10 protein-coding genes and 1 pseudogene are annotated in these 17,915 nt (G+C 65.2%); 9 read left to right on the forward strand and 2 right to left on the reverse strand.

Translation table 11 applies throughout. The annotated features are described in order from the left end of the window. Positions 1-552 precede the first annotated feature (552 nt). The 6 genes from OG883_RS40710 (at position 553) to OG883_RS40735 (ending at position 14,084) form a co-directional block, all read left to right on the forward strand. A complete protein-coding gene (locus tag OG883_RS40710) occupies positions 553-4,302 on the forward strand; it encodes a LamG domain-containing protein (protein WP_266552262.1) in 3,750 nt (1,249 codons plus the stop codon). Between the two features lie 202 nt (positions 4,303-4,504). Further along, on the forward strand, positions 4,505-11,350 hold the full coding sequence (locus OG883_RS40715; protein ID WP_266553270.1) for a polymorphic toxin-type HINT domain-containing protein: 6,846 nt from the start codon (positions 4,505-4,507) through the stop codon (positions 11,348-11,350). Next, positions 11,340-11,717, forward strand: a complete 378-nt coding sequence (locus tag OG883_RS40720) for a hypothetical protein (protein ID WP_266552265.1) — start codon at positions 11,340-11,342, stop codon at positions 11,715-11,717. The genes OG883_RS40715 and OG883_RS40720 overlap by 11 nt, the downstream gene beginning before the upstream one ends. 426 nt (positions 11,718-12,143) lie before the next feature. Continuing rightward, positions 12,144-12,998 (forward strand): IS5 family transposase, encoded by an 855-nt coding sequence (locus OG883_RS40725; protein ID WP_266537907.1) that lies wholly within the window; start codon positions 12,144-12,146, stop codon positions 12,996-12,998. Between the two features lie 78 nt (positions 12,999-13,076). Next, entirely contained in the window at positions 13,077-13,670 is a 594-nt protein-coding gene (locus OG883_RS40730) for a hypothetical protein (protein WP_266552268.1), read from the forward strand. 18 nt (positions 13,671-13,688) lie between these two features. Further along, the gene (locus tag OG883_RS40735) at positions 13,689-14,084 is read left to right on the forward strand and encodes a hypothetical protein (protein WP_266552271.1); all 396 of its coding nucleotides are present in this window, start codon (positions 13,689-13,691) and stop codon (positions 14,082-14,084) included. 66 nt (positions 14,085-14,150) lie between these two features. Here the strand turns inward: OG883_RS40735 and OG883_RS40740 are convergent, their stop codons facing one another. Further along, on the reverse strand, positions 14,151-15,005 hold the full coding sequence (locus OG883_RS40740; RefSeq protein ID WP_266537907.1) for an IS5 family transposase: 855 nt from the start codon (positions 15,003-15,005) through the stop codon (positions 14,151-14,153). A 54-nt stretch (positions 15,006-15,059) separates the two neighbouring features. Beyond that, the gene (locus OG883_RS40745) at positions 15,060-15,230 is read right to left on the reverse strand and encodes a hypothetical protein (protein ID WP_266552274.1); all 171 of its coding nucleotides are present in this window, start codon (positions 15,228-15,230) and stop codon (positions 15,060-15,062) included. 284 nt (positions 15,231-15,514) lie between these two features. Between OG883_RS40745 and OG883_RS40750 the strand changes: the two are divergent. From OG883_RS40750 to OG883_RS40760, 3 genes and pseudogenes are all read left to right on the forward strand, one after another. Further along, a pseudogene (locus tag OG883_RS40750) lies at positions 15,515-15,719 on the forward strand (SAM-dependent methyltransferase); the annotation flags it as partial. A 780-nt stretch (positions 15,720-16,499) separates the two neighbouring features. Then, positions 16,500-16,727, forward strand: a complete 228-nt coding sequence (locus tag OG883_RS40755; RefSeq protein ID WP_266552277.1) for a hypothetical protein — start codon at positions 16,500-16,502, stop codon at positions 16,725-16,727. Between the two features lie 10 nt (positions 16,728-16,737). Further along, positions 16,738-17,895, forward strand: coding sequence for a helix-turn-helix transcriptional regulator (locus OG883_RS40760; protein WP_266552280.1), 1,158 nt, complete (start codon positions 16,738-16,740; stop codon positions 17,893-17,895). The last annotated feature ends 20 nt before the right edge of the window (positions 17,896-17,915 follow it).

The raw sequence follows: 17,915 nt of genomic DNA on the forward strand, positions 1-17,915 counted from the left end.
GTCACCACCAGTTGCGCAGTGAAGTCGAGGGGGTGTGAGGGACGGAGGCGTGCATTCCCGGCTTCTGGCAGGCGAGTTCGGCCCATGGCGGGGGCGTCTGGGTCTGGCGTGCGTGTGTGGTCGGTGAGTGCCGGGATTGTTGCCGCACATTGAGTGATGTGCATCACGTTGTGCGGGGCGCAGGCTTTTGGTCACCTGGCGTAGCGCAATTGGATTTTGTTGCTCCGCTAAGGATTTTGCGGCGCGCGTCTGCTTGCGCATGTATGCCTGGCCTTGCGGGCCGGTGGGGTTGAGGCGTAGTTGCAAGGTCGTTTGCGGGCGGATGCACGGGACTTGGCTAATGTGACGGTGTGTCACCTGCGGGATGGTTCGGGAGTGCGGGGAGTGGGCCCCCGGGTCGGGCATGTGTACGTATTTCTGTGGTTCAGGCCCGGTTGGGTCAAGGCTCGAGTTGTTGACGACGTCGGGTGAACAGGCGTTAACTCGCTGCGTTTGTGGGGATCTTGTGACTCTGGGGTGGGGACTGTGGGGTTTGGGCGGGGGAGTCTGCGTATGCGTGCCTGCATGCGCGGTGGTGCCGCGGTCGTGACCGCGTTTGTGACGGTGTTCTCGGCGCTTGCGCTGCCTGCGGCGGCTGCCGGCGCTGCTGTGGGGGATGCCCCTGCCTTGTCGGAGGGGCAGCAGGCGCTGGCCCAGGCGGTCGAGTCCGGGAAGCGCGTGGAGGTTACGGGGGAGCGCTCCGAGCAGACCACTGTGTTCGCCAACCCTGACGGCTACACCTTCACCCTGGAGGAGTCGGCGGTCCCAGTACGCGTCGCGACGCCGAACGGTGGCTGGCAGGCGCCGGATCCGACGCTGGAGCGGCGCTCCGACGGATCGGTCGGTCCGAAGGCAGCGACCGTGAAGATGACGTTCTCCGGTGGCGGGGACCACGATCCGCTGGTGCAGATCGGTGAGCTGGGCCAGTCGCTGGAGCTGAGCTGGCTAGGGCGCCTGCCGGAACCGGAGTTGGACGGCTCGAGCGCTCTGTACCGGGAGGTGCTTCCGGACATTGATGTGAAGGTCACGGCAACGGCCGAGAGTTTCCAGCATGTGCTCGTGGTCAAGTCCCCGAAGGCAGCATCCCGTCCGGAACTGAAGGAGCTCGAATTCGGACTGAAGGCGACGGGGCTTACGGTCCGCAAGGGCGCGGCGGGCAGCCTCGCCGCGGTGGACGGAGACGGCAACACAGTGTTCCGGGCGCCGCCAGCACAGATGTGGAACTCGGCGGGCAAGATGCCCACGCAGCAGCCCCACAAGACACAGCGCAGCTCTGCATTGCCGGCTGCTGAGGGGCAGGCGGTGCCGGGGGACGCTTCCGAGAGGGCTGCGTCGGGCTCGGGCCTCGAGCCGGGCCAGGGCGACAGGGTGGCCCGGATGGATGTGAAGCTGGGCGAGTACAGGCTGTCGGTGGTGCCGGACGCAGACATGCTGGCCACCACGGAGACAGCTGCCTTCCCTCTGTTTATCGACCCGACTGTGACCTGGGGAGAGTCCGAGCGAACCCTGTTGCGTTCGGACGGCTACGAGTCCTACGGCTGGGGCAACGGCGACGATGGCCAAGGCATGGGCGTGGGCAAGTGCGGCACCTGGAGCGGCTATTACTGCGGACCGGGCTATGTCCAGCGGCTGTACTTCGAGTTTTCGCCGGCAAGTCTGAAGGGCAAGCAGGTCCTGGATGCCACGTTCCGGGTGACGGAGCCGTGGGCGTTCCAGTGCGACCCGCGCTGGGTGGACCTGGTGCGCACGAACAACATTTCCTCGTCCACTTCATGGTCGTCGCGTCCCAAGGAACTGGACTGGATGGGCGACAAGAATGTGTCGGCGGGACGGGGGTCGCTGTGTGATCCGGATTCGCCCGAGGCGCCGATCGAGTTCCACGACAACCTCCCGGACGAGCCGAACGAGAACCTCACCCCGACGGTGCGGGACTTCGCGGCGGGCAAGTTCTCGCGGCTCACGTTGGAGATCCGGGCGAACAACGAGAGCGACCCCTCTGCGTGGAAGCGGTTCAAGAACGACGCCACTTTGGCTGTGGACTTCGTGGGCCTGCCGGCGAAGCCCACGGGCATTGGCCTGATGACCGGTTCTGGCGCGGTGTGCGACACGTCCGCGTCCGATCCGGCCATCGTCTCGGATCCCACGCCGGCTATGACTGCGACGGCCCAGACGGCTTCTGGTGGTGAGAAAGACGCACAGCTGCGGGTCGCGATGGCTGTGGAGAAGAAGGCGTCCAACGGAACCTGGTCGAACGCGATCACCGAGATGGAGGCGCCGAGCACCGGCTACGTCGGGGACAACATCAAGCTCTCCAAGGCGGTCCCCGATGCACAGAAGCTGAGTGAGGGGACGCTGTACCGGTACCGGTCGTGGACCCGCTCGTACTACAACGGCGGCAAGAGCCACCTGTCCGGGCCGTCGAACGCCTCGACGACGGGCTGGTGCTACTTCAAGGTCGACCCGTCCGCACCCCTGCCGCCCCAGATCACCATCGGCGCTCCGTACACCGCATGTACCGCCAGCGACTGTGCGCCCAAGGGTGGCCCGGGTGTGAAGGGAACCTTCACCTTCAAGCCGGCGGCGGGTGACACCAACGTCGTCGCTTTCCAGTACCGGCTCACCTCGGGCGGGTCCTGGAGCGATGCCAAGAAGGTCTGTGCCCCGAACACTCCGGCACCCATGTGCGCCAACGCTGCGTCGACAGCCTTCTTTGTACTCGGTTGGCAGGCCGCCATCACTCCTGAGCGATCCGGCACATACCGGCTTTCTGTGCGGGCCAAGGACAATGTCGATCGGTTCGGCGCGCAGAACGTGGTGGACTTCCTGGTGGCTGCGGGCGACGGCCCGGTGGGCCGCTGGCACTTCAACGAGGCCGGCGGGACCGCGGTCGACTCCGCCACGGGCGGTTCTGTCCGCCGCGATGCGACACTCGCCGGTGGAGCGGCGCGGGACGATCGAGGTCGCCGAGGTCTGATCACACACGACAGCAAGGGCAACGTGCTCGAGGCGCCGGTGACGGACAAGGGCCTTTCCCTCAATGGCAGCACGGGTTACGCGGCCACGAGCGGCCCGGTGCTGGAAACCAGATCGTCGTACACGGTTTCGGCATGGGTGCGCGTCGACCCGGACACAGCGAAGACGCTGACCGTGCTGAGCCAGACAGCCGAGACAACCAGCCCGTTCTCGAAGAAGTACAGCCCGCTGTATCTCTCATACGGAGGCGGCTCGAATACCTGGAGTATGCGGGTTCTCACCGGGGAGGGCACGTTCCAGGAGGCCAAGGCCAAGCAGCCTTCCCCGCGCGATGTATGGACACATGTAGCCGGGGTCCACGATGCAGTGGAGAAGAAGGTCAGTTTCTACCTCAACGGGCAGTTCCAGTCGTCGGTCGCCTGGGGAACGCCGTTCTCCGCAGACGGGCCGCTGCAGATCGGCCGCGTGATGTACGCCGATGCCTACAGGGACTACATGCACGGTTCCATCGACGAGGTCGCGGTGTGGCAACGAGAACTGACGGAGAAAGAGGTCGCGGACGAGGCACGGCTGTTGACCTCTGACAAGTACGCGGGGGCGGAGCTTGTGGCGGACTGGTCTGCCTCCCGCGAGAGCGGCACCACGATTGCCGATTCCACCTCTGGCTACGGCAAAGCTCTCGCGCTCTCCGGCGGGGCTTCGCTGGAGGGCGAGGAGATCGTCCTGGACGGAGTCGACGGCGCGGCCACGGCCGCCGGCCCTCTGGTGGACGACACCGGATCATTCACCGTCACCGCACTGGCGGCCCTGGACGGCGCGAAGCTCCTGTCCAAGGACGTCGGCTACACCGGTCAGGTCCTCGGCCAGCGCACGGCGGATGGCTCCGCGTGGGGATTCTGGTTCCAGCTCACCGGCAAGAAGACAGTGCTGGACGGGGACATGGGCGAGGAGAAGACCGTACCGGCCGGCTTCTGGCACTTCGGCCGGCTGAACACGGACGGCACCTTCTCCTCGGTTACCTCAAGCCTGGAAGCGGCACTGGACACCCCAGTCCGTCTGACCGGCCTCTTCGACGCACAGGCCGGAAGGATCAGCCTGTATCTGGCACATGATCAGAACGGCGCTGATCAAGAGTTCACTGCGAAGGCTGGAGCGGGGGACTTCGCAATCGGCCGGGGTTTCACATCGGGCGGATGGAAGCACTACCTGCCGGGCCGGATCTCTGAGGTGCGGCTGTGGGCGGGGGCCATGGCAAGCCATACGCAGATCGAGAACAGCGTGGGCGACTGACAGGCCACAGCGCGGGCGGCGGCCGGAGCAGCTGCCCGCACTGCGGCCCGTGGCGGGCCGCACGCACGACGTTGTGAACTTTTCTCTTGCGGAACTGGGTGGGGCAGAGCAGATGGCGTTTGGCATAGGCACCTCAAGACGGCGTCGCGGTATAGCGCGGAGCTGGCACGGCCGACTGGTCTTGCAGTCACTGGCTTTGGCCATGGTGGTGCCCCTTGGCTTGGCACCTGTGGCGGAGGCAGAGGCGAAGCCGGGCGGGCTGGGGAGGCCTGATCTGCCGCAGCAGCGCGTGAGCAAGGTCAAGGCAGTCAACAGCCTGGGAGCCAAGAAAGCCCGGGAGAAGGTCGCCAAAGACGAGGCAGCCAACGCCGAGCTGGCCAGGCGCGCCCGGGCGGAGCAAGAGGCAGCCTGGCCAAAGCCGGGCACGGCAACCGTCAGACTCGTCAACGGCAAGGCGGGCAACGCGTCACCGGGCGGCATGCCGGTGACAGTAGGCCCCTTGCCGGCGAAGACGGCCACGGCAGCCGACAGGCAGACCCAGGTCACCGTGCTGGACCAGAACGCCGCCCAGAACGCCGGCATTACCGGCGTGCTGCTGACCGCGGAGACGAACGCCGCGCACACAGCAGCCCTGAGCGTGGACTACAGCAAATTCGCCTCGGCCATAGGCGGCGGCTGGTCCCAGCGGCTCCGCCTGGTGCAGATGCCCGCGTGCGTGCTGAGCACGCCGGAGGCAGCCGCATGCCGCAAGCAGACACCGCTGAAGTCTGACAATGACGTCACCGGACAGTCCGTCTCGGCACACATCACCCTGCCCGAGGCCAAGAGCGGCGCGTCGACACAGCTGGCCCGCAGTCACAGCGGGTCCGGTGCGATGGTTCTGGCACTCACCGCCGCCGCGGCCGGCACGGGCCAGTCGCCCACGGGGTCGGGAGACTATTCGGCGACAGAGCTGTCCGCGTCCTCGGCGTGGGAGGCAGGCAGCAGTTCGGGATCATTCACCTGGTCCTACGGCTTCACCATGCCGCCGGCGGCAGCCGGGCCGACACCGAACCTGTCACTGTCCTACGACTCCGGCACCATCGACGGCCGCACCGCCACCACGAACAACCAGGGCACCTCGGTCGGTGAAGGCTTCGCCCTGTCCGAGTCGTACATCGAGCGCGCTTACGGATCGTGTGATGAGGACGGGCAGGAGGATGTCTTCGACCAGTGCTGGACGTACGACAACGCGCGCCTGGTCCTGAACGGCAAGTCGGACCGTCTGGTCAAGCACAAGGACCCGGGCAAGTGGAAGCTGGCCAAGGACGACGCCTCCCAGGTAACGCGCTCAACGGGGGCGGACAACGGCGACGACAACGGTGAGTACTGGACCGTCGTCACCGGAGACGGAACCAAGTACGTCTTCGGCCTGGACAAGTTGGACGGCGCCGGCACCCAGCGCACCAACTCCACCTGGACCGTACCGGTATTCGGTGACGACTCCGCAGAGCCGGGCTACGCCGAGGGCACCTCGTTTGCGGGCCGGTCGCTGACGCAGGCGTGGCGGTGGAACCTCGACTACGTCGAGGACACCTCCGGCAACGCCTCCACCTACTGGTACGCCAAGGACTCGAACCACTACAAGAAGAACAAGTCCGAGACTGCCAACGCCTCCTACATCCGCGGCGGCTATCTGAAGGACATCAAATACGGCCTGCGAAAAGGAGCGCTGTTCACCGACCAGGCCGATGCGAGGGTCACCTTCGGGTACGCCGAGCGCTGCACCGTCTCGGACTGCACAGAACTGACCAAGGACACGGCCGACAAATGGCCTGACGTCCCCTTCGACGCGATCTGCTCCAAGGACGACGACGAATGCAACGCGGCCGGCCCGTCGTTCTTCACACGCAAGCGGCTCACCGACATCCACACCTACTCCTACAACGCCACCAAGAGCGACTATGACCAGGTCGACGCCTGGGAACTGGAACAGAAATACGAAGACGGCGGTGACCTCGACGACACCTCGGACCATGCGCTGACGCTCAAGTCGCTCAAGCGCTGGGGCAAGTCGGCCAGCAGCCCTGCTCAGCTGAAGCCGATCTCCTTCACCTACCAGATGCGCCCGAACCGGGTAGACGCGGCAGAGAACATCCTGCCGCTGACCCGCCCCCGGATCTCCACGATCACCTCCGAGACGGGCGGCATCACCACGGTGACGCTGTCGTCGCCGGAATGCCGCCGCGGCGAGGTCCTCGGCTCGGCGGAAGATGCCAACACCCGCTCCTGCTACCCGCAGTACTGGCACATCAACGGCGCCCAGAAGGCGTCCGTGGACTGGTTCCACAAGTACCGGGTGCTCGCCGTAGTGGTATCCGACCCAACCGGACACAACGACGCGGTCGAGCACACCTACGACTACGCAGGCGCAGGCTGGCACTACAGCGACGAGCCGTTCACTCCCAAGGACGAACGCACCTGGTCCGACTGGCGCGGCTACCGACAGGTCACCGTCTACGGCGGAGCAAAGGACACCACACGCTCCAAGACCGTCTCCCTCTACCTGCAGGGCATGCACGGCGACAAGAAGGCAGACGGCACCACCCGCTCCGTCACGGTACCGGCACTGGCCACCCCTGCCCTGGGCATCGCGGGAATCGAGGATGCCGGGCAGTACACCGGACAGCTGCGACAGCAAGTCACCTACAACGGCAGCACCCCGGTCAGCGCCGTAGCCAACGAGCCCTGGTCGACGGAAACGGCCCGCCAGGACAAAGTGCCCGACGCGGACGATCACGTGGCCCGCTACGTACGCACCAAGAAGTCCACGAACTACTCGTACCTGACGGTGCCCAAGACCTGGCGCTCCCGCACAACCGACACCGACTACGACAGCTACGGCATGCCCTATCAGGCCGAAGACCTGGGCGACAACACCAAGAGCGGCGACGAGACCTGCACCCGCACCTGGTACGCCCGCAACGGCGGTCTCACCAGCCTGATCTCCCGCAGCCGCACGGTGGCCAAACCATGCGCGGTGACTGACGCGAAACTCGACCTGCCGGCCGACGACACACGCCGGGGCGACGTGCTCTCCGACACCGCCGTCGCCTACGACGGCGCCACCTGGTCACCGACGGCGGAACCGAAAGCGGGAATGGCGACCTGGACAGGACGCGCCAAGGCGTACACCGCCGCCGGAGCCGTCACCTGGCAGAAACGCTCCACCACCAACTACGACGGCCTCGGCCGCCCGCTCAGCGTCACCGACGCCGCCGGCAACGCCACTTCCACCGCCTACACACCCACCGACGCCGGACCGCTGACCAAGACCATCACCACCAACGCCAAGGGCCACCGCTCGGTCAGCTTCCTCGACCCCCGGCGCGGCCTGACACTGCGCAGCTACGACGCCAACCAGAAGCTGACCGAAGTCGCCTATGACGGGCTTGGGCGGCTGACCGACGTGTGGCTGCCAGACCGCATCCGCAGCAGCCAGAGCCCCAACAGCACATTCGCCTACCATCTCGACAACACCAGTGAATCTTCAGTGGCGACCTCGACCCTGAAGCGGGACGGCAAGACCTACAACACCACCCACGGAATCTTCGACTCACTTCTGCGGCCCCTGCAGACCCAGTCTCCGACCCCGCAGGGCGGCCGCCTGCTCACCGACACCCGCTATGACAGCCGAGGCCTGGCGTACGAGACGCACGCCGGAATCTTCGACAACAAGAACACTCCGAACGGCACATACACTCGAGCCGAATACGGCGAAGCACCCAACCAGACCCAAACTGTCTTCGACGGCGCCGGTCGTCCAACGTCCAGCACGCTGTACGTGTACGGGGCCAAGAAATGGTCCACCAGCTCCAGCTACACCGGTGACTCAACCGCCACCACCGCTCTCGCAGGCGGTTTGGCGTCACGCACCATCACCGACGCCCGCGGCAGCACCGTAGAGAGCCGTCAATACGTCGGTGAAAGTCCCGCCGACGCAGAGTACGGCGGAGGCTTGGGCACTCTTTACGCCTCCACGAAGTTTGCCTCCGCGCTGGACGGGCTGCAGACATCGGTCACCGGCCCGGACAAGGCGGAGTGGACCTACACCTATGACCTCTTCGGCCGTCAAGTAGTCGCTGACGATCCCGACAAGGGCAAAACGACCAGCGTCTACAACGATCTCGACCAGGTGATCAAGTCCTCTGACGCACGCGGCAAGTCTGTCCTCACGGCCTACGACTCATTGGGCCGTCCCACCGGCACCTGGTCCGGCTCCCAGAGCGACGCCAACCAGATCACCGCCAACACGTACGACACCCTCGTCAAGGGCCAGCCCGACACCTCCACGCGTTACCTGGACGGCAAAAGCGGCCAGGCATACACCAAGGCAGTCACTAAATACGACAGCCTCTCCCGGCCCGTCACCACTCAGCTCAAACTCCCCGCCGCCGACCCTCTGATCAAATCCGGCACACCGTCGATCTTGGAATTCAGCAGCTACTACAACATCGACGGCACCCTGCAGAACACCAAGGAACCCGCCCTCGGCGGTCTTGCATCCGAGATCATCGGATACGACTACAACGAACTTGGTCAGGTCACCGCAGTGGGTGGCTCCACCGGCTACCTCCTCGACACGGACTACTCGGCACTCAGCCAGCCCCAGCAGTTCACCATGGGCACCGCCAACACCGAGGATCACAAGAAGAGCTACGTCACCAACACCTACGAAGAAGGCACCGGCCGACTCACCCGCAGTCATGTCACCGACCAGACCCACCCGTACATGCTGCAAGACCTCAACTACGGCTTCGACCCCGCCGGCAACATCACCTCCATCACCGACCCCACCACCCTCGGCGGAACCAGCAGCGCCGAAACCCAGTGCTTCTCCTACGACGGCCACCGCCGTCTCACCGAAGCCTGGACCCCCGCCTCCCAGAAATGCGCCGACCCACGCAGCCCGGACAACCTCTCCGGCCCCGCCCCGTACTCGACCAGCTACGCCTACAACACGGCAGGCCAGCGAACCAGCGAAACCCAGCACAAGCCCGCAGGCGACACGAAGACGACCTACTGCTACAAGGGCGACCAGCCGCACGCCTTGACAGGCACCAGCACCAAGGCCGACTGCGCCAAGCCCGACCGCCCCTACAGCTACGATGCAACGGGCAACACCACCAAGCGGCCAGGAAAGAAAACCCCCCAGGACCTCATCTGGTCTGAAAGGGGCGAGCTCACCAAGCTCACCGAGGACGGCAAGTCCACCACCTACATCTACGACGCCGATGGCACCCTGCTGATCCGCAGCACCGAGAACGGCGAACGGATCCTGTACGCCGGAACCACCGAGCTCCATCTCGAAGCCAACGGCACCACCTGGGCCCAGCGCTACTACACCTCCGGCGGCCGCGCTGTCGCTGCCCGAAGCAATGAAAGCGGCACCCCCAAGCTCTCGTACCTCGCAGGCGACCACCACGGCACCCAGAGCCTGTCCATCACCGCCGACAGCTCACAAACCATCACCAAGCGCTACATGAGCCCCTTCGGCGCAGAGCGCGGCACACCGACGGGCGGCACCTGGCCCGACGACAAGGGCTTCCTTGGCAAGACCAGAGACGAAACCACCGGCCTCACCCACATCGGCGCCCGCCAATACGACCCGTCCATCGGCCAGTTCATCAGCGTCGACCCTCTCCTCGAGACGGACAAGGCACAAACACTCAACGGCTACAGCTACAGCATCAACAACCCCCTCACCTTCACAGACCCCACCGGTCTCGGCCTCGCGTGCGGAGGAGCCGGCGGCTCTTCAGAAGCCTGCCCCACCCGCCCCGACGGCTCCAAAGGAAACGGCCGGCCCAACGAAGCCGTCGACTACAGCAAGCCCCGCCCCGAATACCCTTGCACAAGCGGTTGCGGTGAGAGCTCCATTGAGGAAACGCTCCTCAACCTGATGTCGCGGGACGATGAGCGCTTGCCAATTCAGTGGATAGGGGTCTTCCACCGGGTCGACGGCGCAAGCTACTGGGAGGCCGCAGTCGGGGACGGCGACAGAACGGCCATGGCGTGCTTCGGTCGCGCTGGATGCCGTGAAGCGTACCGGCACCTCATGAAAACGGGGGACCTTGCAGCTGCGAAGAAAATTGCCGCAACCTACTGCCTCGTTCATACAGAGCAGTGCGCAAGTGAAGCAGCTGACTACCAGACAGCCCAAGAAGTCCTCGACATGATTCCGGAGCTCCTTGCGACAGTATATGGAGTCCGGGTTGGGAAACTCTGTGGTAAGTGCTTCCTTGCCGGTACCGACGTCCTTATGGCCGATGGAGAAACGAAGGACATTGAGGACGTTGAGATCGGCGACAAAGTCCTGGCAACGGACCCCGAGACAGGCAAGTCAGGGCCACGGGAAGTAACACGCCTCATCGTTACGCAGGGTGACAAGTACTTCAACAAGCTGTCAATCGCTACCAGTGACGGTATTCGGACTCTGACAGCGACCCACGAGCACCCCTTCTGGTCACCCTCCGAACACCGCTGGGTCGAAGCGGCTGAGCTCGCACCAGGAATGACCCTGCTCACTGACGACGGCCACACCGTCATCCTGACAGCGAACCATGCCTTTACCAGGCACGCCAGAACCTACAACCTCACTGTCGATGACCTTCACACGTACTATGTGCTGGCGGGCGAAACGCCGGTGCTCGTTCACAACTCGAATTGCCCGGGAATCGGTCCTGGTTGGTTCCCGTATGGGAGTGAGAAAATACCGGGCGGCTGGTCTGGCCCCAATATGACGAGCAAATTCAGGAAAAATGCAAATAAGCAGGGCTTCGTGTGGCGCGCTCCGAAGGGGCAAGACAGTGTTCGTATCGACAGGGGGGATCCCAATTCTCAATGGGGAACCCAACAAGTTGATCACGTAGTGATTAACTCTGGGGGAAGGGTCGTGGGTCGTGGCGGCGAGCTTCTGCCTCCCAATGCGCGAATACAGGATTACCCGGCGGAAGCTCACATCCCGCTCAGCGAGTGGCAGACATGGAGGAGCTGGAATGCCCCCTAAGGGTCATGACCTTCAGACGCCCTGGATACGTAGCCAGCTGATTGATTGGCTGGTCAAGCTAAGCGACAGGGAGTGGCAAGAGGAGAATTGGGCGAGTCAAGCCCCGGGGGCCTCTGACCTTGATGAGGCGCTAGATTTCTTCGATGACTCGGGTGTCTTGGCTGAGCCGACCGGAAGGCTGGGGTACGTCCTTGTTGACGATGAGGAAGTCTCCGCAATGGCTGCACTGAACTCTTCGCTTGATTCCGTTTTGTCTTCTTCTGTATCAAGCGACGCAGAGATGATTCATTCCCAAGGGTGGGGTGATGTCGTTGCCGCGGCGCGTGAAGCCTTGAAGGCCATGGGAGACGCTCCGGGAGAGAGGTGACGGACGCGCAGCCGTTCCTGCAAGTGAGATCGCAGGTCTCTCGGCGATTCAGTTCGCATCTGTGAACGAGAGATGAGGAAGGGGGCCTGCGTGCCATGGAACTACTCCCATTTGCACGCAGGCCCCCTTTGACGGCAACGGCGACGGCAACGTCAGCGGACGGCTGCCACAGCGGGTGGGGGCGTCGGGGGCGTCGCCGATCGCCTACGGCGCCGCCAAGCGCCGCCTTCAGGTGCGTCATGGGCGCCGCCGCCTCGCCATCCAGAGCACGACCCAGTGACACCAGATTTCAGGTATCTGTCTTTCCGGAAGGCGGTGCTCAGGAAGAGGAATTGCAGGAAGAGAAATTTCGGGTACGGATGGTGCCTGTCAGAGCGTGTCTGAGATCCGCCGTATCGGCTGTATGGGTGACTCGTTGAGTGGTGTGTGAGTGCTGCTGGGGATGGTTACCCGTCTGATCTGACGGATGAACAGTGGGCGTTGATTGAGCCGTTGCTGCCTGCTCCAAGGACGGGTCGCAAGGGCGGGCGGCGGGAGAAGCACCCGCGTCGGCGGATCGTGGACGCGATCTTGTACTTGGCGCGGACCGGGTGCCAGTGGCGGTATCTGCCCAAGGATTTCCCGCCCTTCCAGACGGTGTACTGGTACTTCACCTGGTGGCACGACGACGGCACCGTGGAGCGCGTCCACGACGCGCTGCGGGTCAAGGTCCGCGAGGCCGACGGCCGTTCCGCTGAGCCGTCCGCGGGCCTGGTCGACTCGCAGTCCGTGCGGGCGGCCGACACGGTGCCGAAGTCCACCAGCGGCTTCGACGCGGGCAAGAAGACCAAGGGCCGCAAACGGTTCATCGTCACCGACACCCTCGGCCTCCTCCTGGCCGTGCACGTGCTGGCCGCAAGCGTCCAGGACCGCGACGGAGCCAAGCGCTCCCTGCTGTGGACCCGCCTGGACCACCCAACCATCGAGAAGATCTGGGCCGACCAGGGCTTCGCCGGCCGACTCGTCGAGTGGTCCTCTGCCGTCTTGCACCGCACGCTGGAGATCGTCCGCAAGGACCCCGGACAGCGCGGCTTCAAGGTCCAGCCGAAGCGCTGGGCGGTGGAGCGCACGTTCGCCTGGATCACCACACGCCGCCGCCTGGCCTGCGACTACGAACGCAACCCGGCCCACTCCGAAACCATGATCCGCTGGGCCATGACCGACCTGATACTCCGCCGACTCACCCGAGGCCGACCCGCCACCCGCCAAGGACCCCGACCACTACGGAAAATCACCCCGTAACCCGATCTCAGACACGCTCTCAGGCACTGCCCGAAGAGACAATGGAATCCACCCGCCCCGCCTTCCTAGGGTAGGCGGATGACGAAACTGAAGACGATAGGCATAGGCATAGCCGCCGCCGCAGTGCTCGCCGGTGCCGCTCCCGCAAACGCCGTGCCCGAGCAGCGCCACAAGACCGTAGCTTCCTCGGTGTCTCAAGAAGAGCTGGCCGATATCCTTGGCCAGCTCCGAAGCAAGAACATCCCCCAGGGCGCCGGAAGCCTCACCGATCTCAAGGCACTAGCTGAGAGGTCGCCTGCGGCGAAGGCCAAACTGCCCAAGTGTCGAGGCACCTTCAGGCACGCGGTCGGCAAAGTCACCCTCCAGGAGTCCAAGAAATACGGCATCCCCTGGGGGCTGAAGCTGTCCAAGCGGATGGCCCCCCAGGGCATCATCCGCCTTAAGGCCCAGATCTTCGCGAACAAGCGAGAGGCCAACGTCTACCAACCCCACACCGAACCGTGGAACTACCATTTCCATGGCCCGCTTCCCCGGACGTTCAACCCCAAGGGCAAGGCGAAGAAGTACACTATCAAGCGCGGCGACGAAGTGTCCTTCCTATGGACCTGGAAGTCCGTCAGCAAGCCCAAGTCCGGGGGGGCCCGGTTCGTCAACTGCCGATTCAGCGCCTGATCCACCCGGAGGGTCCCCGTGCCGCTGTCCCCTGAAGAAGTATTCGCCCCTCTCGCCCATGACCTGGAGGTCTGCGGGCTCACCAGCCGCCTCCTCCACGGAGCACCCGGGGTGCAGAACCCTGACGCCTGGAGGGTGCTAGTCGTCAGCGGGGTGAAAGTGGGGACACTGGAATTCGATGAGGAACTGAGCACGGAAACCCTGGGCATGGCCCTTTGGCCGGTCGCCTTCGCCACACAGGCGGCCATCCTGGAGAACGCCCAACTCCTGTCCGGCGCCGTATGGCCGAGATGCCACACCGGCCACCGTCATCCCATGGAGCTGTCCCAGGAAGGGGAGCACGACTGGCCCGCCTGGAGCTGCCCGAAGAACCCCCCCTACCGGCGCCCGGTAGGGCAGCACCCAGGCCCGTGAACCACCTCAGCCATACAGGAGAAAGTCCACTGGGAAGAATTTTCTCAGAGCGTGTCTGAGATCGGGTTACGGGGTGATTTTCCGTAGTGGTCGGGGTCCTTGGCGGGTGGCGGGTCGGCCTCGGGTGAGTCGGCGGAGTATCAGGTCGGTCATGGCCCAGCGGATCATGGTTTCGGAGTGGGCCGGGTTGCGTTCGTAGTCGCAGGCCAGGCGGCGGCGTGTGGTGATCCAGGCGAACGTGCGCTCCACCGCCCAGCGCTTCGGCTGGACCTTGAAGCCGCGCTGTCCGGGGTCCTTGCGGACGATCTCCAGCGTGCGGTGCAAGACGGCAGAGGACCACTCGACGAGTCGGCCGGCGAAGCCCTGGTCGGCCCAGATCTTCTCGATGGTTGGGTGGTCCAGGCGGGTCCACAGCAGGGAGCGCTTGGCTCCGTCGCGGTCCTGGACGCTTGCGGCCAGCACGTGCACGGCCAGGAGGAGGCCGAGGGTGTCGGTGACGATGAACCGTTTGCGGCCCTTGGTCTTCTTGCCCGCGTCGAAGCCGCTGGTGGACTTCGGCACCGTGTCGGCCGCCCGCACGGACTGCGAGTCGACCAGGCCCGCGGACGGCTCAGCGGAACGGCCGTCGGCCTCGCGGACCTTGACCCGCAGCGCGTCGTGGACGCGCTCCACGGTGCCGTCGTCGTGCCACCAGGTGAAGTACCAGTACACCGTCTGGAAGGGCGGGAAATCCTTGGGCAGATACCGCCACTGGCACCCGGTCCGCGCCAAGTACAAGATCGCGTCCACGATCCGCCGACGCGGGTGCTTCTCCCGCCGCCCGCCCTTGCGACCCGTCCTTGGAGCAGGCAGCAACGGCTCAATCAACGCCCACTGTTCATCCGTCAGATCAGACGGGTAACCATCCCCAGCAGCACTCACACACCACTCAACGAGTCACCCATACAGCCGATACGGCGGATCTCAGACACGCTCTCAGATGGTCGTGAGCGATACGGCGAGCGCCCCGATGGCCATGAAGGGGCCGAAGGCGATCTGGCTGCGACGGTCGCGTCCGGCGGCGGTGCCCCACCACACGTTGGTCCAGCTGCTCCAGCCCAGCAGCGCGCCGATGGCAGGGGCGAGTTTGACGTCTCCCAGGCCCATCCCGGTGAAGATCGCCCGAGGCCGGGCAGCTGCGCGTCGACCTCCGCCGCGATCCTTGCCCGCCGGGCCCGCCGGCGGTGGATCACGTTGCCGCAGTTGTCGCACTCGCCGCCGGTGTCCAGGCGGATTCCGTCGCCGCACCGCCGGTCCGAGCAGGCTGGCCGCTGCACCAGGCCGCGGTGGGGCAGCCTGTCGGCGTACGGTCCAAACTCCCCAACTGCGTACGCTCGAACGGGCTCTGTCGCTGATCTTGTGACGATTGATGATCTTCTGATCAGTCAGGGCTCACATACTTCGCGGCCGGCGAGATGGGCTCCGAACTCCCTGACGCGGCCTACTACCGCGAGTCCCGGCTCCACGGCGGGCTCGCCTACACGCCGGAGTCACTGCGCTGGATCTTCTCAGAACTGACGGAGATCGAAACTGCGCCGCATGCACGACGAGCCAGCCCAGTCCTCGGACTTCGGCGAGTCTTTTCTGTGGGCTGCCTGTTCCGCAGTGCCTGCCAGGCTCCCGCAGACGGCTCACGTACGGAGCCATAACCGAATTGCCGCGGTGGTGACGATGCCGTGGAACATCCGCTCCGCCCCACGCTCTTTGGCAGATGTGGCTCCAGCCGAGCCCACTCGTCACCTGAGAGATCATCCGCCCCACATCGACCGGAACGATCCACAAACGCCCAGTCACACGACCCGTCGGGACACGCCCGAGTCATTGCAGCCAGGCGGGAATCGTGGCCCGGGCCTGGGCACATACCACTTCGGGTGGCGGTCCTTCGTGAATGTGCTTGGGGGTAGGGCGGAGGGTGGTCGCATCCGGTGGGGATGCGCCACCCTCGAGGGCGCCGCGCTGGAACGCGGTGGTGCCCGGTCCCTGTTTCATGGTGCAGCCACGACGCCAGGGGAGTTCCCGGTGTGCCCGGGAATCAGCGTTACTAGGAGAGTGTCACTGCCGATGCTTCCTCGGCAACGGTCCCATGGACGGAATTGAATCAACGGGCGGGTTTAATTCTGCTGACCTGCACGCTCGCTGTGCGGATGCTGATGCTCGACCACCCGTTCGCCTGCACCAAGCCACGGCGGCTCGGACGTGTGCGTATCAACTGCCGTGCCCCCAGGGGCAACTCGTTGTGATGGTCGCATTACCGGTGAGAGGATCTCCTCGGTCGGCGGGCAGGTCTGGAAGCCTCCGTCGGCTTCAACTGTGCAGCCACACCATCGCGCCTTGTACGGGGTGCTGATACGCCAACATCAAGGGAGTGGAACCATCATGCGTTTCAAGATCATGCCGCCGAGCGGTGGGGATCGGTCCAACGGTGCTCTGACCACCGGTGAAGTCATCGTGGTCCTCGTCGTTGTACTGGTGGCCGCAGGCCTCGCCCTCCTCGGCATGCCGATCTTCGGCGTCGGAGAGTTCATCGCGGGCGTCCTCGTGGTTGCCGTCCGCGCGGTCAAGGGCATGCGGGTCGGGCAGCCGACGCCCGCCGAAGGCATCTGACCGCTTCCCCATGGGACGGCGCGAGAACGCCGTCGCCGCTGGAACACGCCAGCTAGAGGCGCTGGCGCTGTGGCTCCGGGCACAGCGCCAGCGCAAGGGCATCAGCTACGCGACGATGGCGAAGACGATCGACTACCAATTCACAGCGTCGGTGCTCTCACGCGCCGCCAACGGACACACCGTCCCCTCGTGGCGCCTCGTCGAGGCATACACGAGCGCATGCGACGCCGAAGCCGACACCACCGAGGCACTGCGCCTGTGGAAGGCAGCCCGCTGGGCCGAAGAGAACCGCCGCCGCCGCGGAGGAACTCCGCAGGACTTCCGGGACCTGGCCGCCACCGTCGACTCTGCCCTCACCCACCCACAACTCATTGAAAGTTTCGGCCAGTTACGGCACGCCATGATCCAGCTGCGCGCCAAGGAGGGACAGCCGTCCCTCAGCGCCTTGCAGCACAAGGCGGGCAGGACTCCGAACGGACGGCATCACCGCCTGCCCAAGAGCAGCCTGAGCGCCATCCTGCGAGGCGAAGCCATCCCCTCAAGGGAACACGTCACCGCCTTCATGGAAACCATGGGTCAGTCCCGGCGCAAAGTGCAGCGCTGGGAAATGGCCTGGGACCGCATCGCCGAGAAGGACACGGCCCCACCACCAACCCGCACCTCCCGCAGGCACCTCGTGCCGCACGAGACGACACCCCCAACGCACACGGCCCGAACACCCGAAGCCGTCGTCATTCGCATCCAGGAGGCTCCCATCACCGCACACAGCACGCCGGGCGCACGAGCCGCGGGCGACCTGACATTGAAGTTCGTGACCCCTGGGGACTTCGGTTACCTGCGGATTCACGGTCCGCAGACCCGCAAACGCGCCCGGCTCACACGCACCTGGCTCCGCCCGCAGCCGCCTCTCCCGCCGGCGGGATACACCCGCGCCGGACTACCGATCCGCAATCCCCGGCGCTACGGACCCGCGTTCACGGACAACACGCAACCGCCAAGCCTGACCCCCGCCACGCCCCATGGACCGGGCGTCCCCGTCCCCGCCTTGGTCAAGCCCCCCGCGGTGGACACCATCCCGGTCAAGCACGTCCGGCAACGCCGCCTCACGCCTGCGACCGAACCAACCGGTGGGCCGCTTCCCAGGCCGGGGTACGCCACTCGTCGATGAGTCGCGGCACCAGCTGAAAC

Origin of the sequence: Streptomyces sp. NBC_01142 (assembly GCF_026341125.1) — a bacterium.
Classification (GTDB): Bacteria; Actinomycetota; Actinomycetes; order Streptomycetales; family Streptomycetaceae; genus Streptomyces.